Source organism: Pseudomonas abyssi (assembly GCF_003444685.1).
GTDB lineage: Bacteria > Pseudomonadota > Gammaproteobacteria > Pseudomonadales > Pseudomonadaceae > Halopseudomonas > Halopseudomonas abyssi.
Genome location: NZ_LMAZ01000001.1, coordinates 1,047,333 through 1,067,695, shown reverse-complemented (window position 1 = coordinate 1,067,695; position 20,363 = coordinate 1,047,333). Strand labels below are relative to the sequence as shown.

The following is a 20,363-nucleotide window of genomic DNA, read 5'->3' as shown; positions in this document are numbered from 1 at the left end:
TCATGTGACGAGCGTAGACACTTGCCAACCAGCGTGTCCCCGTCCCCAGTCCAGCTGATTCCTCCCCAAGGATTCCCTGCAATAGCGCTCCGGCGCGCAGGCACTACGGCCCGACGGCCTCCGCAGACCTTGCGTAGACGCCCCAGGACCCATTCGGCAGCATACCCGCTGCCGCGCCCCGCCAGACCGCATGGCAGGGAGTCCCGAAGCAGTTTCTCTGTATGCAGTAGCAGTAACAGACAGAACTGTCGCCACTGTAGTGGCGATGTGAACTCTGTATCTCGGCCCCGCCGATAACAGAAACACACCTGACACCTAACTGAAGAGTCGCAGGTGCCGTGCCCGTGCAGACCGGATAGCTCTGGAAACACAACGGTACTTCATGAAAAGAATGCTCATTAACGCAACTCAACCCGAAGAGTTGCGTGTCGCCCTGGTAGACGGCCAACGCCTCTACGATCTGGACATCGAATCCGGCGCCCGCGAGCAGAAAAAGGCCAACATCTACAAAGGCCGTATCACCCGCGTCGAACCCAGCCTGGAAGCCGCTTTTGTCGACTTCGGCTCCGAACGCCACGGTTTTCTCCCCCTCAAGGAAATCTCCCGCGAATACTTCTCCAAGCAAGTTGAAGGTCGCGTCAACATCAAGGACGTGCTGAAAGAAGGCCAGGAAGTCATCGTCCAGGTCGACAAGGAAGAGCGCGGCAACAAGGGCGCAGCCCTGACCACTTTCATCAGCCTCGCCGGCCGCTACCTGGTGCTGATGCCGAACAACCCCCGCGCTGGCGGAATCTCGCGCCGCATCGAAGGCGAAGAGCGCAACGAACTGCGCGAAGCCCTGAACAGCCTGAACGTGCCCGCCGACATGGGCATGATCGTGCGCACCGCCGGCCTGGGCCGCAGCGCCGAAGAACTGCAATGGGACCTGGATTATCTGCTGCAACTCTGGGAAGCCATCAAAGGCGCCTCCGAGGAGCGCAAGGCACCCTTCCTGATTTATCAGGAAAGCAATGTCATCATCCGCGCCATCCGCGACTACCTGCGCCAAGACATCGGTGAAGTGCTGATCGACAGCGAGGAAGTGAAGGAAGAGGCGCTGAGCTTTATCAGCCAGGTCATGCCGCAGTACGCCAGCAAGGTGAAACTGTACGAAGACAGCGTGCCACTGTTCAATCGCTTCCAGATCGAAAGCCAGATCGAGACCGCCTTCGAACGCGAAGTGAAACTGCCCTCCGGCGGTTCCATCGTTATCGATCACACTGAAGCTCTGGTTTCCATCGACATCAACTCCGCCCGTGCGACCAAGGGTGGCGATATCGAAGAAACCGCACTGCAGACCAACCTGGAAGCGGCTGAAGAGATCGCTCGCCAGCTGCGTCTGCGCGACATCGGCGGCCTGATCGTCATCGACTTTATCGACATGACCCCGGCCAAGAACCAGCGCGCCGTTGAAGAACGCGTACGCGAAAGCCTCGAAGCCGACCGCGCCCGCGTGCAGGTTGGCCGCATCTCGCGCTTCGGCCTGCTGGAAATGTCCCGCCAGCGTCTGCGCCCGTCGCTGGGTGAGACCAGCGGCATCGTCTGCCCGCGCTGTAACGGCCGCGGCACCATCCGCGACGTCGAGTCCCTGTCGCTGTCCGTGCTGCGCCTGATCGAAGAGGAAGCCCTGAAGGACCGCACCGCCGAAGTACGTGCCCACGTACCCGTACCGGTCGCCACCTTCCTGCTCAACGAAAAGCGCGACGCCCTGGCCAAGACCGAAGCGCGCACCCGCGTGCGCGTGCTGGTGCTGCCCAACCCACACATGGACACCCCGCACTTTGACGTACAGCGTCTGCGTGACGATCACGAGTCGGTACTGAACGGCGAGTCGAGCTACACCGCTACCGCCACCGTCGAAGTAGAAGAACCCGCTCCGGTCAGCCAGACCCGCGCCATCGTGCGTCAGGAAGCAGCCGTCAAGGCACTCTCCCCTGCCCGCCCGGCACCAACGCCGCCAGCGCCGGTCGAAGCCGTACAAGCCGCTCAACCGAACCTGTTCAAGGGTTTGATCAAGAGCCTGGTAGGCCTGTTCGCCAGCGAGCAGCCAGCTGCAGAGCAAGCCGAGAAGCAGGAGCAGAGCGACAGCAATGAACGTAAGCGTGAGCGCAATCCGCGTAACGCCGACGAGCGCCGCAACAACCGCAACCGTCGCCAGCGCGGTGAGCGCGGTGAGCGCGGTGAGCGCAACGATCGTGGCAACCGCCAGGACGGTGAACGCAAGGCACAAGGCGCCAAGCCAGAGCAGCGCAACGAGAACGAAGCCAGCGAAACCCGTAAGAATGAAGCAGGTAACACTCGCCGCCGCCGCCGCCCGGCTGACGCCGAGCAGCGCACCAACCGCGAGGACGACAGCCAGAACCGTCAGCCGCGCGAGCAACGCGAGCGCCGTGCTCCACAGCCGCGCGCCGAAGAAGTCGAGCAAAACGACGAGCTGACCAACCTGCAGACCACTGCTGACGAGGCCCAGGATAACGCTGCCGACGGTAACGAAGGCGAGCGTCCCAAGCGCCGTTCACGCAGCAGCCAGCGTCGTCGCAACAACCGCCGCCGTCCGCAAGCCGAAGGTGCTCAGCAAGAAGGCGACAACAGCGAAGCCGGCACCACTGCCGTCGCCGCAGCCGTCGCCACCTCCGCCGACGCCCCCAGCAGCGATGCAGCCGTCACCACCGCAGTTGACGCCGATGCCGAGACCGTCACCGATGTGCAGACACCGGTTGAAGCGGGGCTGACCGAAGCGGCCAGCAAACTGGAAGCGTCTATCGAGACCGCCGTCGAGGCCTTCACCCAGGCCCAACCGGTTGATAAGTCCGACAGCGAAGAGCAACCGCAGGCGGCTACCGAGGCTGGTGCTGACGACGTTCAGAGCGAAGAGTCTGGCGAGCAAACCGAGCAGGCAGAGACTCGCCCGTCCCGTCGTGAGCGTGGCGAGCGTAACCGCCGCCCGCGTCGCGAGCGCAACAGCAGCCGCTCAGAGGACGACGCAGAACAGTCCGAGCAGCCTGCACAAGCACCCGCCACCGCACCTGTCGCTGAGGCAAGCGCCGAAGCAACAGCGGACAACGCGCCGCAGGCAGAGCAAGCACCGGCAGAACAAGCGCCCGCAGAAGCAGCACCTGCTGCCGAGCCCGTGGCAGAAGCCGTTGCGCCCGCAACCGAGCAGGCTCCGGAGCAGCCCGCTGCGGCGCCTGAGGCAGAGCAGCCTGCGCCAGTTGCAGCGCAAGACTCCGCTATTCCGGCACTGACCGAAAGCGGCCGCGCCTATAACGACCCGCGCGAAATCCGCAAGCGTCAGCTTGAGGCCAAGCGCCAGGCCGAAGAAGCCGCCCAGGCAGCTCAGAGCGAGCCGGCACCTGTCGCAGAGGCCGCAGTTGAGGCACCGCAAGCTGCTCCAGCCGAGCCAGACGCTGTCAAGGCACCGGAAGTCGTGGCCGAAGCTGCACCTGCGGCTCAGCCCCAACAGGCCGACCTGCTGAACGAGCAGCCAAGTGCCACCGAGCAGCCCATAGCTGCCGATGACGCCGCGCAGCCGGAAAGCGAAACCAAGGCCGAGTCGGACGCGACGACCGCAGACGACACCGCCGATAGCGACGACAGCGAGCAAGTCCGCAAGGACGAGCAGACCGTCGACAGCCAGAAGCCCTGACCGGGGCGTAAGCAAAAAAGGGGATGCCGATCGGCATCCCCTTTTTTGTGCCTGCACGACCCCCAAAAAAAGCCCGGCTGACTAGCCGGGCTTTCGTATCCTGCAGCTGTGCGGTCGCCTTTGCCGCAACCTTCGTGGCGTTAAGGCAGACCGATCACCGGAGGCTCCTGCTCCAGCTCAACACCGTAACGTGCCAGCACATCGGCACGAATGCGCGCCGCAAGCTCGAGAATCTGCGCACCGGTTGCGCCGCCATGGTTGACCAGCACCAGCGCCTGCTCGCTATGCACGCCAGCCGCCCCATCGCGAAAGCCCTTCCAGCCCGCCTGATCAATCAACCAGGCGGCAGCCAGTTTGACCGTGCCATCGGCCTGCGTGAACTGCGGCATCGAAGGATAGCGCTCAAGCAACTGTCGCGCCTGCCCCACACTCACCACCGGGTTCTTGAAGAAGCTGCCAGCATTCGGCAGGATCTGCGGGTCCGGCAACTTGCTTTGACGAATGCGCACAACCAGCGCAGCCACTACTCGCGCATCAGGCTCGCTCAGGCCGGTCGCCGCCCAGGCTGCAGCCAAGGGCGCATACCCCACCCTCAGCCGCGCCCGGCGCCATAGCCGCAGACGAACCCGCAAGATCACATATCGGCCAGTCTCGCGCTTAAAACGACTGTCCCGATAGGCGAAGCTGCACTGCTCGCGATCGAACCAGCACAACTCACCGGTTTCACGGTCCAGTGCCTGCAAGCTGTCAAAACAATCGCACAGCTCGACACCATAAGCGCCGATATTCTGCACCGGCGCAGCACCCACCGTCCCCGGTATCAAGGCCAGATTCTCAAGGCCGCTCAAGCCGAGATCGAGACTCCAGCACACCAGCTGGTGCCAGCTTTCTCCCGCCTCAGCCTGAATCACAACCTGCTCGGCGTCACGAGACAAAACCCGTCGACCACGACTGACCATGCGTACCACCAGGCCGGATACCGCGCCCGCCAGTATCAGATTACTGCCACCCCCCATTAACGTCAGCGGCCAGCCGTTGCGCTGCGCCAGCGCCAACGCCTCCCGCAGCTCGCGGTCGTTGGCTACCTCCAGCAGATGTTCTGCCGGAGCCGATAGCGCCATACTGTTAAACGGCTTGAGGTCCGCGCCCTCTTGCATCCGCATCAGTAGCCCTGCTCCGCCAAAAGGGCATCAGACGCGGCATCAAGCATATCCAGCACCTGCTCAAACCCCTGGTCGCCACCAAAATACGGATCAGGTACTTCTTCCGGCCAGCCTCTGACCCCACTCATGAACAGGCGCACCTTGGCCCGACAGTTAGCAGGCGCACGCTGCAGCAGATTGCTCAGATTGCTGCGATCCATCGCGAGAATCAGATCGAACTGATGAAAATCACCGTCGCGCACGGCGCGCGCGCGCTGGCCACTGATGTCATAGCCACGTCGGCGGGCCGCCGCCTGAGCACGCCGGTCTGGCGGCTCGCCAGCGTGATAGCCGCCGGTACCGGCGGAGTCGACCTCAAAGGCCGACTGCAGGCCGCGCTCGGCCAGGCGTGCCTCGAATACGCCCTGAGCGCTGGGCGAGCGACAGATATTGCCGAGACAGACAAACAGCACGCGCGTCATGCGGACTCCAACAACGCCCGCACCCGCGCCAGATCCTCAACGGTATCCACCCCCGCAGGCAGGGTCTGACAGGCGTCGGCGACGTGAATGCGTGTGCCAAACCAGAGCGCACGCAACTGCTCCAGCGACTCAGCCGTTTCTAATGGGCTGGCCGGCCAACCGACATAAGCATGCAGAAAGCTGACCTTGTACGCGTAGATGCCGACGTGGCGTCGAAAGGGAACCTGCTCGGGCAGCGGCGCCGGGCCATTGGCGAACTGGTCACGACACCAGGGCATCGGCGCACGGCTGAAGTACAGCGCATAGCCCTGGTGATCGGTCACCACCTTGACGGCATTAGGGTTGAACAGCGTTTCGCTGTCAGCGATCGGCTCGGCGAGCGTCGCAATGCCGGCATCACTAGCAGCCAGCAGATTGGCCGCCACCTGGTCGATCACCGCTGGCGGAATCAGTGGCTCATCACCTTGCACATTGACCACGCAGGCATCGCCGGGCAGGCCCAGCTGGGTGACGACCTCTTGCAGGCGATCGGTGCCGGTAGGATGGTCTGCGCGGGTCAGCACCACCTCGGCGCCAAAGGCACGACAGGCATCAATAATACGCTGATCGTCCGTCGCCACAGTGACCGTCGCCGCCCCACTCTTGCACGCCTGCTCCCAGACGTGCTGCACCATGGGCTTGCCGGCGATCTGCTGCAGCGGCTTGCCGGGTAAGCGGGTCGAGGCGTAACGGGCCGGAATAATGACGTGAAACATCGCGCTAATCACCCAGCTTTTCGTCGGCGTCCAGTGCGCGCGCCTCGGACTCCAGCATCACCGGAATACCATCTCGCACCGGAAAGGCCAGCCCGTCTGCGCGGCACCAGAGTTCCTGTTTGTCATTGCTCAATACCAGCGGCCCCTTGCACAGAGGGCAGGCCAGCACGTCCATCAGTTTGGGATCCATCGATCACTCCTGGATTGATTCGCAAGCCCTTTCGGGCGCAGGCAGCAGCGCCAGCAGCGCTGTTGCAAAGTCGTCGCTTAGCTGCGCATCGACACTCAGATACCACCAGTTGTCGCGCGCCAGTGCAGCACACTTGACCGCATCTTTCTCAGTCATCAGCACTGGTTTGTTCGTTGGCAAAGGCGCCAGCACCTGCTCATCATAGCGGGCATGGTCAGCAAAGATGTAGGTCTCGCACTCAAAGGCCAGCGCCTGCAGGGTGACAAAGAAGCGCTCGGGATTGCCGATACCCGCCATGGCCGCCACCTGACGAGAGCCAGACCAGCGGGTGGCAGCAACGCGCTCGCAGGTCACAAGATTGACCAGCACACCGGGTGCCAGCTGCATCGCATAGCCCTTGGGGCCATCGGCTGCGGCACCGTTGCGCACCACCAGATCAACCGATTGCAAGCGCTCAACCGGCTCGCGCAGCGGCCCTTCGGGCAGACAGCGCCGGTTGCCCAGGTCACGCTGCTGATCAAGCAACACCAGTTCAACGCTTCGGCCCAGGGCATAATGCTGCAGGCCATCATCACTGATAATCAGATCTACCCCCTCCTCCAGCAGGCGGCGGGCGGCGGCCGGGCGGTTCGGATCAATGACCAACGGCACCTGGCACCGCTGCACGATAAGCAGCGGCTCGTCGCCAGCAATCGCCGGCGCATCGGTTGAGGAAACCACCCAGGGGAGTGACGGTGGCGCGGCGCCGTAACCCCGGCTAACTACCCCGGGGCGATAGCCCTGACGCCGCAGGAACTCGACCAGCCAGACCACCATCGGCGTCTTGCCGGTCCCACCGACGGTGATATTGCCAACCACTATTAGCGGCACCGGCGGCTGCCACTGAGCACGTTGCCCAGCCAGATACTGCTGACGACGTCGCACCACAACCCGGCGATACAGTGCGGACAACGGACGCAGCAGCTTCAGCCAGCCAGCCCGGCTGTACCAGGCGCGCAGCAACCGCTGCTCCAGGGACGAACCGCTCACTGCGTGGCGTCCGCCTCGATTTCACTGGTTGTCAGGCGCAGCCGACTGAAACCGAGCTGGCCGGCAGCATCCATCGCGATAATGACGTACTGGTGCGGCGTTTGCGCGTCGGCGGTAATGATTACCGGCAACAGGGTATCCCCGCCTGACTCTCTCTGCAGCGCGGCGGTCAGGGTTTCCAGGTCCGAGCGCATCAGAGTGCGATCATTCAGCGCCATCTCGCCGTTGGCGGCGATGGTCAGCTCCAACTGCTGGATGCTGCGGTCCTCGACCCGCTGACCGGAGGCGGCCTGGGGCAGCTCCAACTTGAGCTGGGTTTCTCGGGTAAAGGTGGTCGACACCATAAAGAAGATCAGCAGCAGAAACACCACATCAATCAACGGTGTCAGGTTGACGCTGACCTCTTCAATCTTCTGCCGGCGAAAGTTCACGCTCAGGCTCCCTTGCCACCGGCGGCAGCCAGCTTGCGACCGTTGCCATTGCCGTTGAAATCCACCTCACGGTTGCCCAGTACGACTTCAACCAGCTTGGTCGCTTCCTGCTCCATGGCGACCACCAGCTCATCCACACGGCGCACGAAGAAACGATGGAAAAAGACCGCCGGGATGGCCACCGTCAGACCCGCCGCCGTGGTGATCAAAGCCTTGGAAATACCACCAGCCAGTACGCCGGTATTGCCGGTGCCCTGCACCATGATGGCGCTGAACACGTCGATCATGCCGATAACAGTACCCAGCAGGCCCAGCAAAGGCGTAATCGCAGCGATAGTACCCAGGGTATTGAGGTAGCGCTCCAGCTCATGCACCACCTTGCCGGCGGCTTCCTGGATGCACTCTTTCATGATGTCGCGGCCATGACGCGAGTTGGCCAGGCCGGCGGCGAGAATCTCGCCCAGTGGCGAATCGGCACGCAGCGACTTGAGTTTGGCTGCGTCCAGTTGACCATCCTTGACCCATTGCCAGACCTGGCCGAGCAAGCCTGCCGGTGCGACCCGCGCTGCGCGCAACACCCACAAACGCTCAAATACGATAGCCACAGCAATGACTGACGACAGGATGATGGGCACCATCAACCAACCGCCAGAACTGATCAATTCCCACACAAGCGATCCCTCCCCAAAATGGTTGCCTACTCTAGCACAGGCTGCCGCCCTGTCGGCCGGCGAATAACCCGTCTTTATCATTGATGCCAGAAACGACGTGCGGCCTCCCGCCAGCGCCATTCGGGGCTAATCGACCCCGAGCGGCCAAGGATAAAACCGACCGCCCCCGAGTGGCCAGTATAAATCGCATCACTGCCCAATTCTTGGTAGCGCTGCACAACCAGCGGATGCGGATGCCCGTATGGACTGTGATAAGCCGCGCTGTATACCACCCAGTGCGGCGCCACCCGACGGATAAACGCATAACTTGAGGAGCTGCGGCTGCCGTGGTGGGGTGCCAGCAGCAGGTCTGCCGACTCCAGCTGCGGTAGCAAGGCATACTCTTCGGCCTGCCGAATGTCGCCCGGCAACAGCAGGCCCTGCTCTCCGGCGCGCACCTGCAGTACGCAAGACTGACCATTGGCCGGCGCATCGGACAGGGCCGCACGCAGCAAGGTAAACTCGACCCCGTCCCACGACCAGCTTTCGCCATGACGGCAGGCCTGCGCGCCGAGCCCTTGCAGGCGCTCGGGCTCACCTGCGATCAACCGCTCGGTCGGGAGCATACGGATCACGCTGGGCACACCACCGGCGTGATCATTGTCGCCATGACTGACCAGCAGCACATCCAACCGCTCAACTCCCAGCGCCAGCAAGCTGGGCACGACAACCGCCTCGCCCAGATCAAAGCCGCTGGCCAGCCGGGCGCCGGCGTCATACAGCAGCGTGTGCCCGGACGTCTGCAACAGCACCGACAGGCCCTGCCCCACATCCAGCGTCACGACACGCAACTCCCCCGGTGCCGGCCGCGTTTGCTCGGCCATCAGCAGCGGCAACAGGCAGAGCAATGCCAGCGGCCGCACAACAACGGCGCCGGGCAACAGCAACAGCAAACTGCCGGCCAGCGCCAGACACCAACTCGCCCAACCCGGAAAAGGCAGATAAATCAGCGGGCTCCAACTGCCGGCCCAGGCAAGCACCGTCATCAACAGATTGAGCAACCAGGCAGCCAGCAGCAGCGGCTGACTCCAGCCTAGCGCCAATTCCATCAAGCTGCCCAGCAGAGCCAGCGGCACCACCAGCAGACTTATCCAGGGAATGGCCAGCAGGTTGATCAGCATAGACGCGCCGCTGGCCGGCATACCCCACAGCACCAGCCAGGGCCAGAGCCCGACAAAGGCAACCCACTGGGCTCGCCCCCAACGCCACCACAGACCGCGGTTGTGCAGCCGCCCGCCCATAGCAAGGATCAGCAGCCCAACCGCCATAAACGACAACCAGAAGCCGGCGCGCAATGGGGCTGCAGGATTGGCCAGCACGACCAGGCACATCGCCAGCAGCCAGATCGTGAGCGGCGCAACGGAGCGACGCCACAACTGCAGCAACAGCGCCGCAGCGCACATTAGCAGCGCCCGCTGTACCGGCACCGCCATTCCGGCCAACAGCGCGTAGCCGGCCGCCGCGCCCAGCGCGAGCGGTGCGGCCAGCCACAGCTGAGGCCAGGGCCAGTGCCAGAGGGAGCAGCGCAGCAGCAGTTGCACCAGCACAAAGAAGGCCAGAGCCAGCATGCCAACGTGCAAGCCGGAGATAACCAGCAAGTGACTGGTGCCCGTGCGCTGCAGCACCTCCCAGTCCGCATCGGACAGGGCCTGGCGATCCCCGATCAGCAAGGCTAGCAGACGCCTATTGTCCTGGGACACCAGCGTGCCCCCCAGATGTTGGTGCAAGCGATCGCGCCATTGCCCCAGGGCCGGCGCAGCCGCGATGCGCCGCCCGGCACGCACACTGCCCACAGCACCAATACCCTGCGCATACAACCAGGCCTCATAGTCAAAGGTGCCCGGGTTGCGCATACCCCGCGGAGCACGCAAGCGCACCGTCAGTTGCCATTGCTCTCCCGCACGCACACCCTCGCCACCCCACCAGTGCAAGCGCATCAGCGGCAAGCTCCGGCCATCGAGCGTATGCCCGTCACGCACCATGAAGCGCCATCCCGTCTCGGTCTGCTCAGGCAGTGCCGCGACGGTCCCGACGAGTTCCAGTGTCTGGTTATCCAGCTCCGTCGGCAGGCGCTGAGCAAGTTGCAGCTGGTGCCACGCCAGCGCCCAGCAGGCGCCCAGCGCAAAGACCAGCAGCAGCCGGCCCGCAGGCCGGCGACGCAAGAGACAGGCAAACAGAGGAAATAGCAGCCAGCCCCACCAGGGCAGCGCCGGCAAGCGAGTCAAGCACAGCGGAGTCAGCAGACCGGCCAGCAGCGCGGTCAGCAGCAAGCGAGGGTGGCTCACGGAAACATCCTGTTTTCCTGTTAGCGTCTGCCGAGACTTCGCTGACCCGCCTTATCCAGCCTGTAAAACGGCCAATCAAGAAGCGCAAGGCGCTGGGTCGCGGCGTTACAGACGCACCTCGACAGGCCGGGGAAAGAAACGGCAACAGACCCTGGCTGTCAGGCAGTAGTGCGGAGGTATCAATCCGGGCATAATTGGCGCACGCCCACCTAGCCGAATCCTGCGATGCCACGCCGTTTTCTCAAACGCATGATGCCTCACCCGGATCGGATCAAAGGCAGCAAGTCCCTGCAGTTCATGGGCAACCTGCTACACGATCCGAACCTCTGGCATCTCAACCGCCACAGCGTCTCCCGCGCTATGGCCGTTGGCCTGTTCGTCGCCTTCCTGCCCATCCCGATGCAGATGGCCGTGGCAGCCGCGGTAGCCATCGTTGCGCGTTCCAACCTGCCGATTTCGGTCAGCCTGGTCTGGCTGACCAACCCGGTCACCATGCCGCCGATCTTCTTCGCCCAGTACAAGGTCGGCACGCTGCTGCTGGGCGCACCAGAGCGCAGCATGCCGATGGAATTGTCCTTCACCTGGCTGATGTCCGAGCTGCAGCACATCTGGCAGCCGCTGCTGCTGGGCTCATTGATCGTTGGCACGGTCATCGCCGGACTGGGCTACGTCCTGACGCTGTTGTATTGGCGCATCTGGGTATCGCGCAACTGGCAACGCCGCAAATTGCGACGCCGTCGCCAGTCGCCCGAGTAATCGGCGCTCAGACCTGCTCGCGCAGTTGCCCCTGCTTGAGGGTGAAGGTGCGGTCCATGCGAGCCGCCAATGCAAGATCATGTGTGACCACCAGAAAGGCAGTCTGCAAGGTTTGACTGAGTTCCAGCATCAGTTGCTGAATGCTTTCAGCAGTCTGCTGATCCAGATTACCGGTCGGCTCATCCAGCAGCACACAGGCCGGCTGGCTGATCAGGGCACGGGCAATGGCCACCCGCTGACGCTCACCACCAGACAGCTCGGCCGGCTTATGACCAATCCGCTCGCCCAGCCCTACTCGCTCCAGCATCGCGGTGGCGCGCTCACGCCCCTCGCTGATCGGCGTTTTACCGATCAGCAGCGGCATGCACACGTTCTCCAGGGCGGTGAATTCCGGCAACAGATGATGGAATTGGTAGACAAACCCGAGTTGCTGGTTACGCAGGCGACCGCGCTCAGACTCCTTCAGCGTCGACAATTGCTGGCCGGCCAGTCGCACTTCGCCCGAGGTAGGCGTATCAAGCCCGCCCAGCATGTTCAGCAGGGTGGTCTTGCCTGAGCCGGAACTGCCGACAATGGCGACGCGCTCGCCACGCAGCAAGCGCAATTGGACCTCATCCAGCACCCGCAGGGTTTGCGGGCCGACCGAGTATTCCTTGCTCAGATCACGGCATTCGAGAACGACATCAGTCATAACGCAGGGCCTCCGCCGGCTCGGTACGCGATGCCCGCCAAGCGGGATACAAGGTAGCAAGGAAACTCAAACTCAGGGCGGTGGTACAGATCACCACAACATCGCTCCAGATCAGTTCTGAGGGCAGATAGCTGATGAAATAGACATCCGAGCTGAGGAACTGGATACCCAGCACCCGCTCCAGCCACGCAACCATATCGGACACATTCAGCGCCGCCAGCACGCCGAGGATGCAGCCGCTGACCGTACCCACGACGCCGATCAGCGAGCCCTGCACCATGAAGATGCCCATGATGGAGCCGGGCGTGGCGCCCAGGGTGCGTAAAATCGCGATATCGGCCTTTTTGTCCGTTACCACCATCACCAGCGTCGAGATGATGTTGAACGCCGCCACCGCGACGATCAGCATCAGCAGCAGGCCAATCATGGTCTTTTCCATCTTGATTGCCGCAAACAGGTTGCCATGGGTGCGCGTCCAGTCCTGAGCGTAGTAGTCGCCCGGCAGCTCGCGCACCAGATCCCAGGCCACCTGCGGCGCCTCGAACAGGTTCTGCAACTGCAGCCTTACGCCCTGAACCTGTCCCGGCTGCCAGCGACTCAGGCGCGCCGCATCCGCAACATGGATCATCGCCAGCGAGCCATCCAGCTCCGCGCCGACCTTGAACACACCCGCCACAGTGAAACGCTTCAGACGGGGGAACACGCCAGCCGGCGTAACCGAGGCTTCGGGCAGCACAAAGGTGAGTTTGTCGCCGGGCGCGACATCAAAACGCTTGGCGATCAACTCGCCAATGACGATACCAAACTCGCCTTCGGCCAGATTATCCAGCGACCCGGACTGCATGTGGTTCTGCAGGATGGAGACGCGCTTTTCGGCCTGCGGGTCAATCCCGTTGACCAGCACCGGAGCCACGCTGCCGTTATGCGTCAGCATGCCCTGCAGCTGAATGAAGGGCGCCGTGCCGACAACCTTGGGGTTGCTCTCCAGCTGTTCTGCCAACGAGCGCCAATCATCGATGGGCTGATAACCGTTGATGGTCGCATGCGGAACCATGCCCAGGATGCGGGTTCGCAACTCGCGATCAAAGCCGTTCATCACCGACAGCACCAGGATCATGACCATGACACCGAGCGTCAGACCGAGCATGGAAATCAGTGAAATAAAGGAGATGAAGTGATTACGCCGCTTGGCGCGGGTATATCGCAGGCCGATAAAAAAGGGTAAGGGTCTGAACATGAAAAGCAGGCTACCTTGTATCCGGCCCCAGCCGGTGAATTGTGCGCGACATGTTACACTGAACGACGGAGGCTGGTCAGCGCCTGTCATCAGCGCCCAACGAGAATCGCCATGCACACAGACCATGAAGACCGCCGTGAGTTCTTTCGCATTCAGGATCAGGTGTTTCTTGAGTGCAGTCCCATCGACGGTCCAGAGGTAGAACTCGATGCTCAACAGAGCACCCTGTTCAACCTGCTGGCCGATATGCACATGCTCGATTATGAGTCGCAGCACCTTTTGCGCCAGATCAGCGAGCGCGACCGCGCGTTGGCGCAATACCTGAAGATCATCAATAAACGCATCGACCTGCTCGGCCGTGCGGTGGCGCAGGAGCTGATAGCGGACCTTGGCGCCCCCCGGCAAGTCAGTCTGAGCGAGGGCGGCGTCGATTTTGACTACCCTGCTCCCTTCCCCGAAGACAGCTGGCTGGCCGTGCGCATGGTATTGCTGCCCGCGCCACTTGGATTGGTCATGCCAGCCTGCGTCACCCGCTGCGAATCGGCTCAGACGCCCGGCACCTGGCGCATTGCAGTGAACTTTGATGTCATCAACGATGCCCAACGCCAACTACTGGCTCGGCATATCCTGCAAAAACAGGCGCAAGATATACGCGCCGCCAAATCGACCTGAAAGGAACTCACCATGAAAAGCCTCTCCGCCCTGCTGTTTGGCGCCAGCCTGCTGCTGGCCACCACCACCCAGGCTGATACCCTGCGCATCCCCGTTGGAGAACAGGCTGGCAGCAACCAGGGCGCCCTGCCCCAACGCGGCGCCAGCTTCGACAGCGTCAGCGCACGCTGGGGCGAGCCCAGCCGCCGCCATGCTGCGGTCGGTCAGCCGCCAATCACACGCTGGGATTATCCCGGCTTCAGCGTCTACTTCGAGTACGACAAGGTGATCAACAGCGTCCGGCAGCACAAGGCGCCCTGATCTGACATGACACTGATTTATGGACACCGCGGTGCACGGGCAGAAGCACCGGAAAACACCTTGCCCAGTTTCCACAAGGCGCTTGAAGCCGGCGTCACCCGGGTCGAGCTGGACCTGCACCTGTCGGCTGACCAGCAGTTGATGATCATTCACGACCCGACCCTCAAGCGCACCACCGGGCTACGCGGCAAGGTGGCCCAGCACACGGCTGCCGAACTGAACCGCATGGATGCCCGCCTGGGCCTGCCCGGCTGGGATCAACCCTGCCCGATCCCAACCCTGGAGCAGCTGTTTCAGGCCTGCCCGCAGCTCGAGCACTACCAACTTGAGGTCAAAAGCGGGTCCGAGCGCCAGTCACGCATCGTGCTGAATGCCATCATGGCGCTGGTGGAGCGCTACCAGCTGCACGACAAGGTGGTGGTGACCTCGGCCAGCCGCACCCTGCTGCGCTACGCCAAACGCAGCGGTTTTGCGTTGCCTACCGGGCTGGTCGAAGAGTATGGGCTGCTCAACCCGCTGAAAAGCGCGCGCCGTTACGGCTGCCGTTACCTGATACTCAACTGGAAGCTGTGCAACATCGAGCGGCTGCGCCAGGCACAGGCACAGGGCCTGCACGTCTCGGTCTGGACCGTGAACGACGCCGCACGCATGCGGCAATTGATCGACATGGGCGTCGACAGTCTGATCACGGACTACCCGGCAAGAGCGATGGAAGTGAGTCAGGGGCGCGGCTAGCGCGCCCCTGCTGGTCAAAACAGACGGTTCAGACCGTCCAGTGCCGCGACACGATAGGCTTCGGCCATGGTCGGGTAATTGAAGGTAGTGTTGACGAAGTAGTTGATGGTGTTGGCGCCATCTTTCTGGTTCATGATGGCCTGACCAATGTGCACAATCTCCGCCGCCTGGTCACCAAAGCAGTGAATGCCAAGCACTTCCAGGGTTTCGCGGTGGAACAGAATCTTCAGCAGGCCCACCGGCTCACCACTGATCTGGGCTCGGGCAATGCTCTTGAAGAACGCCTGCCCGATCTCGTAAGGCACACAGGCCTCGGTGAGCTCGCGCTCGGTCTTGCCCAGTGAGCTGATCTCCGGAATCGTATAGATGCCGGTCGGCACATCGTCGACAAAGCGCCAGGCATCGTTGCTGACGATGTTGCCGGCCGCCGAACGCCCCTGGTCAAACGCAGCACTGGCCAGGCTCGGCCAGCCAATTACATCACCCACGGCGTAGATGTTCGGCACGCTGGTGCGGTAGTTTTCGTCTACCTCCAGCTGGCCGCGACCATTGGGGTGCAGGCCCACGTTCTCCAGCCCCAGGCCGTCGGTATTACCGGTCCGCCCGTTGCACCAGAGCAGCGCGTCAGCCTTCAGGCGTTTGCCTGACTTGAGCTGCAGCACCACGCCGCGGCCGTCCACACCTTCGATCTTCTCGTATTCCTCGTTATGCCGGATCAGCACACTGCTGTTGCGCAGGTGGTAGCTGAGCGCATCGGAAATCTCGTCGTCCAGAAAGCTGAGCAGGCGGTCACGGGTGTCGATGAGATCCACCTTCACACCCAGACCGCAGAAAATCGACGCGTACTCACAGCCGATGACACCAGCGCCGTAGATAATCAGAGTCCGTGGCGTGTGGTTGAGCTTGAGAATGGTGTCGCTGTCATAGATACGCGGGTGACTGAAATTCACGTCTGCGGGGCGATACGGGCGCGACCCCGTCGCAATGATCACCTCCTTGGCAATCAGTTTGTCGACCACGCCGGAGCCATCCACAATCTCCAGCGTGTGCTCATCGGCAAAGCTGCCTTTACCGAAAAACACATCTACCCGGTTACGTGCGTAATAGCTGGTACGCGAGGCAACCTGCTTGCCCATCACCTTCTCGGCACTGCGCAGTACGTCCGGAAAGGAGAACCAGCGCGGATCGCCGATCTGGCGGAACATCGGGTTGGTGTTGAACTGGATAATCTGCTTGACCGAGTAACGCAACGCCTTGGACGGAATGGTCCCCAGGTGCGTGCAGTTGCCGCCAACTTCCTTGCGCTCCTCCACGACGGCCACCTTGCGACCGTGCTTGGCGGCGTTCATCGCCGCCCCTTCACCCGCTGGGCCGGAGCCCAGCACCACTACGTCGTAGTTGTATACGGCCATTCGGTATTCCTTGTTTCAACAGGCAATTCAGAGTGCCACGCAGGGCGATGGAGCCCTAGTCGACCTTGGTCGCGTCGTGAGCGAGATCCGTACGCGGGCGCTGGACCACACCAGCATTGGCGCTCGCCTCTTCGCACTTGGTGGTGTCACCACCACAGATACCACAGGCCTTGTCGACGCCAACCGCGCCGATACCGCCACAGGAGCCGGCAATCGGCTTACGGCCCATCATTACGCCGACCGCCATGCCGGCGAACAGCAACAGCATCAGGGCAAACGCCAGAAGCCAAACCATGAGTTACTCCTCGCCCTCAATCAGGGCATTAAAGTGCGGGGTAGCGCGAGATTCGAACACGTCGCCCGCACGCACGACAAAAAACGCGGGGATCTGGTGACTGACAGCATAATCCCAGCCAGCCTTCTCTCCCATGATCATCAGCACCGTAGACAGACCATCGGCACGGGCGGCCGAGTCATCCAGCACCGTCACCGCCGCCAGTCGATGCATCACGGGCCGACCGGTCCGGGCGTCGAACGTATGGGAATAGCGCTGCCCATCGAGTTCGAAGTAATTGCGGTAGTCACCCGAGGTCGACACCGACTCACCGTCCAGCGCCAGGATAATCTGGGCCACGCGATTATCATCCCGTGGCTCTTCGACGGCGATACGCCATGGCCGGTCACCCGGTTTACGACCCACGGCCTTCAGCTCACCGGTAATCTCCACCATATAGCTTTTGATGCCATAGTGCTCGAGTCGTTCAGCCACCCGGTCCACCATATAGCCGGCGCCGATACTGCTGAAATCTACCGTTACCGCCACATCCTTGCACAGCTGGCCATGGCCGATATGCAGATGCTGCTGACCGACCTGGGCCATCGCCTCGTCAAGCAGTTGCTGGTCCGGCACGGTCTGCAGTTGCGGATCGCCGTGAAAGCCCCACAGCTTGAGCAATGGCGCCACCGTCACATCAAACGCGCCATCACTTTCTGCACTCAGACGATCGGACTGCATCATCATTGTCAGGACGGATTCCGGCATGTCCATGCAGGTACCCGCCGGCGCGGCATTGAACTGTGCCAGCGTGGAATCGGAACGCCAGGTGGACACCTCGGCGTCAAAGCGCGCCAGCATGCCGTCTATATCGGCCTGTAGCGCTTCTGTGTCCGGCGCATCATCGACCGGCACCCATTTGATCGAATAGGTGCTGCCCATGGTGGCGCCGTACATTTCGGAAACCGGATCTACAGAATTGAAACAGCCCGTTATTGCTGTTGCCAGAGCAACAGCAATAACGGGCCGGATAACGCTCAGACGCATGTACTAGCCGCCGAAGTCGTCGAGCAGGATGTTCTCGGGTTCAACGCCAAGGTCCTGCAGCATCTTGATCACGGATGCGTTCATCATCGGCGGTCCACACATGTAGAACTCGCAGTCTTCAGGCGCCGGGTGGTCCTTCAGATAGTTCTCGAACAACACGTTATGGATGAAGCCGGTGGGGCCTTCCCAATTGTCTTCCGGCAGCGGATCGGACAGCGCCAGATGCCACTTGAAGTTGTCGTTCTCGGCCGCCAACTGGTCGTACTCTTCAACGTAAAAGGCTTCACGCAGCGAACGTGCACCGTACCAGAAGCTCATCTTGCGCTTGGAGTTCAGACGCTTGAGCTGGTCGAAGATGTGCGAACGCATCGGCGCCATGCCGGCACCACCGCCGATGAAGACCATCTCGGCGTCCGTATCCTTGGCAAAGAACTCACCGAACGGACCGTACACGGTCACCTTGTCGCCCGGCTTCAGCGAGAACACCCAGGAAGACATCTTGCCTGGCGGCAGGTCGTCACGACCGGGCGGCGGCGAAGCAACACGAATGTTGAACTTCACGAGGCCCTTTTCTTCCGGATAGTTCGCCATGGAGTAAGCACGGATGGTGGTTTCATCCACCTTCGACACATACTTCCACAGGTTGAACTTGTCCCAGTCACCACGGAATTCCGGCTGAATGTCGAAATCCTTGTAGTTGACGGTGTGCGGCGGGCATTCCAGCTGGACATAACCACCGGCGCGGAAGTCGACGTTCTCGCCTTCCGGTAGCTTCAGCGTCAGCTCCTTGATAAAGGTAGCCACGTTCGGGTTGGACTCCACGGTGCATTCCCACTTCTTCACACCGAAGACTTCTTCCGGCACCTCGATCTTCATGTCCTGCTTGACCGGAGTCTGACAGGACAGGCGCCAGCCTTCCTTCGCCTCGCGCTTGGTGAAGTGCGACTCTTCGGTCGGCAGCATTTCGCCGCCACCGCTTTCGACGATGCACTTGCACTGGGCGCAGGTACCGCCGCCACCACAGGCCGAAGACAGGAAAATGCCGTTGGCCGACAGGGTATTCAACAGCTTGGAACCGGCAGCAACAGTAACCGTGCGCTCACCATTGATTTCAATGGTGACATCGCCGCTGCTGACCAGCTTGGAACGGGCAATCAGAATGATGGCTACCAGCGACAATACAATCGCGGTAAACATCCCGACGCCCAGATAGATTTCCATGTTCATCAGTTACAGCTCCTCTTACAGTTGCACGCCGGAGAAGGACATGAAGCCCAGCGACATCAGACCAACGGTAATGAAGGTGATGCCCAGACCGCGCAGACCATCCGGCACATCGCTGTACTTGAGTTTTTCACGGATACCCGCCAAGGCAACGATCGCCAGCGCCCAACCGATACCGGCACCCGCACCGTAAACCACGCTCTCACCGAAAGCGTAATCGCGCTCAACCATGAACAGCGACGCACCCATGATGGCGCAGTTCACAGTGATCAGCGGCAGGAACACCCCCAGGGCGTTGTAGAGCGCAGGTACAAACTTGTCGAGCAACATCTCGAGAATCTGCACGATCGCCGCGATCACACCGATGTAGCTCAGCAGACCCAGGAAGCTCAGGTCGACGTTCGGCATGCCAGCCCAGGCCAGCGCACCGTCCTTGAGCAGATAGGTGTAGATCAGATTGTTGGCCGGAACCGTGATGGTCAGTACCACGACCACCGCAATACCCAGGCCCAGCGCCGTCTGCACCTTCTTGGAAATGGCGATGAAGGTACACATCCCCAGGAAGAAGGCCAGCGCCATGTTCTCGACGAAAATCGCCCGCACCAGCAGGCTGATGTAATGTTCAATCATGGCTTACATTGCCTCCTTCATGGCACGGCTCTGCGGCGCCATCTTGAACTCAGCCTCTTCCACCTGATCTTTCTTCCAGGAGCGCAGGCCCCAGATGATCAGACCGATGATAAAGAACGCAGACGGCGGCAGCAGCAGCAGACCGTTGGGCTGGTACCAGCCACCGGCGTTGACCACCGGCAGAATCTCGATACCGAACAGCTTGCCGGCACCCAGCAGCTCACGCACAACCGCAACGCAGATGAGGATGAAGCTGTAGCCCAGACCGTTACCGACACCGTCCAGGAAGCTCATGTGCGGCGGGTTCTGCATGGCGAAAGCTTCAGCCCGACCCATCACGATGCAGTTGGTGATGATCAGACCGACGAATACCGACAGCTGCTTGCTGATGCTGTAGGCGTAGGCCTTGAGCACCTGGTCAACCACGATAACCAGCGACGCAATGATCACCATCTGCACGATCATGCGGATCGAGCTGGGGATCTGGTTACGCACGATGGAAATAAAGAAGTTGGACAGCGCGGTTACCGAGGTCAGCGCGATACACATGACCAGGGTCACGCTCAGGCTGGTGGTAACCGCCAGCGCCGAACAGATACCGAGGATCTGCAGGGCGATCGGGTTATTGCTGAAAATAGGCTCGAACAGAACCTGTCTTGCAGTGGCTTTAGCCATG

General features: G+C 61.8%; 21 protein-coding genes. 5 read left to right on the top strand and 16 right to left on the bottom strand.

What is annotated here, in order from left to right:
- Positions 1-382 precede the first annotated feature (382 nt).
- On the top strand, positions 383-3,685 hold the full coding sequence (rne, locus tag ASB58_RS04950) for a ribonuclease E (protein ID WP_118129536.1): 3,303 nt from the start codon (positions 383-385) through the stop codon (positions 3,683-3,685).
- 140 nt (positions 3,686-3,825) lie between these two features.
- Here rne and murB read toward each other — a convergent pair whose 3' ends face one another.
- The 8 genes from murB to ASB58_RS04910 all read right to left on the bottom strand — a co-directional run bounded on the left by murB (position 3,826) and on the right by ASB58_RS04910 (position 10,709).
- A complete protein-coding gene (murB, locus tag ASB58_RS04945) occupies positions 3,826-4,848 on the bottom strand; it encodes a UDP-N-acetylmuramate dehydrogenase (protein ID WP_118129535.1) in 1,023 nt (340 codons plus the stop codon).
- On the bottom strand, positions 4,848-5,309 hold the full coding sequence (locus ASB58_RS04940; RefSeq protein WP_096004663.1) for a low molecular weight protein-tyrosine-phosphatase: 462 nt from the start codon (positions 5,307-5,309) through the stop codon (positions 4,848-4,850). Before ASB58_RS04940 ends, murB begins: the two co-directional genes overlap by 1 nt.
- Complete coding sequence (gene kdsB / locus ASB58_RS04935) at positions 5,306-6,073, bottom strand: 3-deoxy-manno-octulosonate cytidylyltransferase (protein WP_118129995.1); 768 nt, start codon at positions 6,071-6,073, stop codon at positions 5,306-5,308. Before kdsB ends, ASB58_RS04940 begins: the two co-directional genes overlap by 4 nt.
- Positions 6,069-6,254 (bottom strand): Trm112 family protein, encoded by a 186-nt coding sequence (locus ASB58_RS04930; RefSeq protein ID WP_065335674.1) that lies wholly within the window; start codon positions 6,252-6,254, stop codon positions 6,069-6,071. Before ASB58_RS04930 ends, kdsB begins: the two co-directional genes overlap by 5 nt.
- A gap of 3 nt (positions 6,255-6,257) precedes the next feature.
- Entirely contained in the window at positions 6,258-7,283 is a 1,026-nt protein-coding gene (gene lpxK, locus ASB58_RS04925) for a tetraacyldisaccharide 4'-kinase (protein ID WP_118129534.1), read from the bottom strand.
- Positions 7,280-7,714, bottom strand: coding sequence for a flagellar polar localization protein PocB (locus tag ASB58_RS04920; RefSeq protein WP_096004661.1), 435 nt, complete (start codon positions 7,712-7,714; stop codon positions 7,280-7,282). Before ASB58_RS04920 ends, lpxK begins: the two co-directional genes overlap by 4 nt.
- A 2-nt stretch (positions 7,715-7,716) precedes the next feature.
- Positions 7,717-8,385 (bottom strand): flagellar polar localization protein PocA, encoded by a 669-nt coding sequence (locus ASB58_RS04915; RefSeq protein ID WP_096004660.1) that lies wholly within the window; start codon positions 8,383-8,385, stop codon positions 7,717-7,719.
- Positions 8,386-8,462: 77 nt separating this feature from the next.
- Positions 8,463-10,709 (bottom strand): DNA internalization-related competence protein ComEC/Rec2, encoded by a 2,247-nt coding sequence (locus tag ASB58_RS04910; RefSeq protein ID WP_118129533.1) that lies wholly within the window; start codon positions 10,707-10,709, stop codon positions 8,463-8,465.
- Between the two features lie 225 nt (positions 10,710-10,934).
- On the opposite strand from ASB58_RS04910, the gene ASB58_RS04905 reads away from it, so the two are divergent.
- Positions 10,935-11,465, top strand: coding sequence for a DUF2062 domain-containing protein (locus ASB58_RS04905; protein WP_083725943.1), 531 nt, complete (start codon positions 10,935-10,937; stop codon positions 11,463-11,465).
- Between the two features lie 7 nt (positions 11,466-11,472).
- On the opposite strand, the gene lolD is transcribed toward ASB58_RS04905, so the two are convergent.
- Both lolD and ASB58_RS04895 read right to left on the bottom strand, forming a co-directional pair.
- Positions 11,473-12,156: a lipoprotein-releasing ABC transporter ATP-binding protein LolD gene (lolD, locus tag ASB58_RS04900; protein ID WP_096004658.1), complete on the bottom strand. Its 684-nt coding sequence runs from the start codon at positions 12,154-12,156 to the stop codon at positions 11,473-11,475.
- On the bottom strand, positions 12,149-13,393 hold the full coding sequence (locus tag ASB58_RS04895; protein ID WP_118129532.1) for a lipoprotein-releasing ABC transporter permease subunit: 1,245 nt from the start codon (positions 13,391-13,393) through the stop codon (positions 12,149-12,151). The genes lolD and ASB58_RS04895 overlap by 8 nt, the downstream gene beginning before the upstream one ends.
- 111 nt (positions 13,394-13,504) lie before the next feature.
- Here ASB58_RS04895 and ASB58_RS04890 point away from each other — a divergent pair, with 111 nt between their 5' ends.
- From ASB58_RS04890 to ASB58_RS04880, 3 genes are read left to right on the top strand one after another with little or no spacing between them, the layout of a single operon-like run.
- Complete coding sequence (locus tag ASB58_RS04890; RefSeq protein WP_118129531.1) at positions 13,505-14,065, top strand: PilZ domain-containing protein; 561 nt, start codon at positions 13,505-13,507, stop codon at positions 14,063-14,065.
- 12 nt (positions 14,066-14,077) lie between these two features.
- Positions 14,078-14,365, top strand: coding sequence for a phosphodiesterase (locus ASB58_RS04885; RefSeq protein ID WP_096004655.1), 288 nt, complete (start codon positions 14,078-14,080; stop codon positions 14,363-14,365).
- A gap of 6 nt (positions 14,366-14,371) precedes the next feature.
- On the top strand, positions 14,372-15,100 hold the full coding sequence (locus ASB58_RS04880; RefSeq protein WP_096004654.1) for a glycerophosphodiester phosphodiesterase: 729 nt from the start codon (positions 14,372-14,374) through the stop codon (positions 15,098-15,100).
- Between the two features lie 14 nt (positions 15,101-15,114).
- Here ASB58_RS04880 and sthA read toward each other — a convergent pair whose 3' ends face one another.
- From sthA to ASB58_RS04850, 6 genes are all read right to left on the bottom strand, one after another.
- The gene (sthA, locus tag ASB58_RS04875) at positions 15,115-16,512 is read right to left on the bottom strand and encodes a Si-specific NAD(P)(+) transhydrogenase (RefSeq protein WP_118129530.1); all 1,398 of its coding nucleotides are present in this window, start codon (positions 16,510-16,512) and stop codon (positions 15,115-15,117) included.
- 55 nt (positions 16,513-16,567) lie between these two features.
- A complete protein-coding gene (gene nqrM, locus ASB58_RS04870; RefSeq protein WP_083725957.1) occupies positions 16,568-16,807 on the bottom strand; it encodes a (Na+)-NQR maturation NqrM in 240 nt (79 codons plus the stop codon).
- A 3-nt stretch (positions 16,808-16,810) separates the two neighbouring features.
- On the bottom strand, positions 16,811-17,728 hold the full coding sequence (locus tag ASB58_RS04865) for an FAD:protein FMN transferase (protein WP_328587539.1): 918 nt from the start codon (positions 17,726-17,728) through the stop codon (positions 16,811-16,813).
- A 108-nt stretch (positions 17,729-17,836) separates the two neighbouring features.
- Complete coding sequence (gene nqrF, locus ASB58_RS04860; protein WP_096004651.1) at positions 17,837-19,060, bottom strand: NADH:ubiquinone reductase (Na(+)-transporting) subunit F; 1,224 nt, start codon at positions 19,058-19,060, stop codon at positions 17,837-17,839.
- A gap of 15 nt (positions 19,061-19,075) precedes the next feature.
- Positions 19,076-19,684, bottom strand: coding sequence for an NADH:ubiquinone reductase (Na(+)-transporting) subunit E (nqrE, locus tag ASB58_RS04855; protein ID WP_083726043.1), 609 nt, complete (start codon positions 19,682-19,684; stop codon positions 19,076-19,078).
- Between the two features lie 6 nt (positions 19,685-19,690).
- Positions 19,691-20,362, bottom strand: coding sequence for an NADH:ubiquinone reductase (Na(+)-transporting) subunit D (locus ASB58_RS04850; RefSeq protein WP_083725963.1), 672 nt, complete (start codon positions 20,360-20,362; stop codon positions 19,691-19,693).
- Position 20,363 lies beyond the last annotated feature (1 nt).

Excerpts from the sequence above, each read along its gene's own strand:
- rne (WP_118129536.1), top strand. The coding sequence starts at position 383 with ATGAAAAGAATGCTCATTAACGCAACTCAACCCGAAGAGTTGCGTGTC.
- murB (WP_118129535.1), bottom strand. The coding sequence starts at position 4,848 with ATGCGGATGCAAGAGGGCGCGGACCTCAAGCCGTTTAACAGTATGGCG.
- ASB58_RS04940 (WP_096004663.1), bottom strand. The coding sequence starts at position 5,309 with ATGACGCGCGTGCTGTTTGTCTGTCTCGGCAATATCTGTCGCTCGCCC.
- ASB58_RS04930 (WP_065335674.1), bottom strand. The coding sequence starts at position 6,254 with ATGGATCCCAAACTGATGGACGTGCTGGCCTGCCCTCTGTGCAAGGGG.
- ASB58_RS04905 (WP_083725943.1), top strand. The coding sequence starts at position 10,935 with ATGCCACGCCGTTTTCTCAAACGCATGATGCCTCACCCGGATCGGATC.
- lolD (WP_096004658.1), bottom strand. The coding sequence starts at position 12,156 with ATGACTGATGTCGTTCTCGAATGCCGTGATCTGAGCAAGGAATACTCG.
- ASB58_RS04895 (WP_118129532.1), bottom strand. The coding sequence starts at position 13,393 with ATGTTCAGACCCTTACCCTTTTTTATCGGCCTGCGATATACCCGCGCC.
- ASB58_RS04890 (WP_118129531.1), top strand. The coding sequence starts at position 13,505 with ATGCACACAGACCATGAAGACCGCCGTGAGTTCTTTCGCATTCAGGAT.
- ASB58_RS04885 (WP_096004655.1), top strand. The coding sequence starts at position 14,078 with ATGAAAAGCCTCTCCGCCCTGCTGTTTGGCGCCAGCCTGCTGCTGGCC.
- ASB58_RS04880 (WP_096004654.1), top strand. The coding sequence starts at position 14,372 with ATGACACTGATTTATGGACACCGCGGTGCACGGGCAGAAGCACCGGAA.
- sthA (WP_118129530.1), bottom strand. The coding sequence starts at position 16,512 with ATGGCCGTATACAACTACGACGTAGTGGTGCTGGGCTCCGGCCCAGCG.
- nqrM (WP_083725957.1), bottom strand. The coding sequence starts at position 16,807 with ATGGTTTGGCTTCTGGCGTTTGCCCTGATGCTGTTGCTGTTCGCCGGC.
- ASB58_RS04865 (WP_328587539.1), bottom strand. The coding sequence starts at position 17,728 with ATGGGCAGCACCTATTCGATCAAATGGGTGCCGGTCGATGATGCGCCG.
- nqrF (WP_096004651.1), bottom strand. The coding sequence starts at position 19,060 with ATGAACATGGAAATCTATCTGGGCGTCGGGATGTTTACCGCGATTGTA.
- ASB58_RS04850 (WP_083725963.1), bottom strand. The coding sequence starts at position 20,362 with ATGGCTAAAGCCACTGCAAGACAGGTTCTGTTCGAGCCTATTTTCAGC.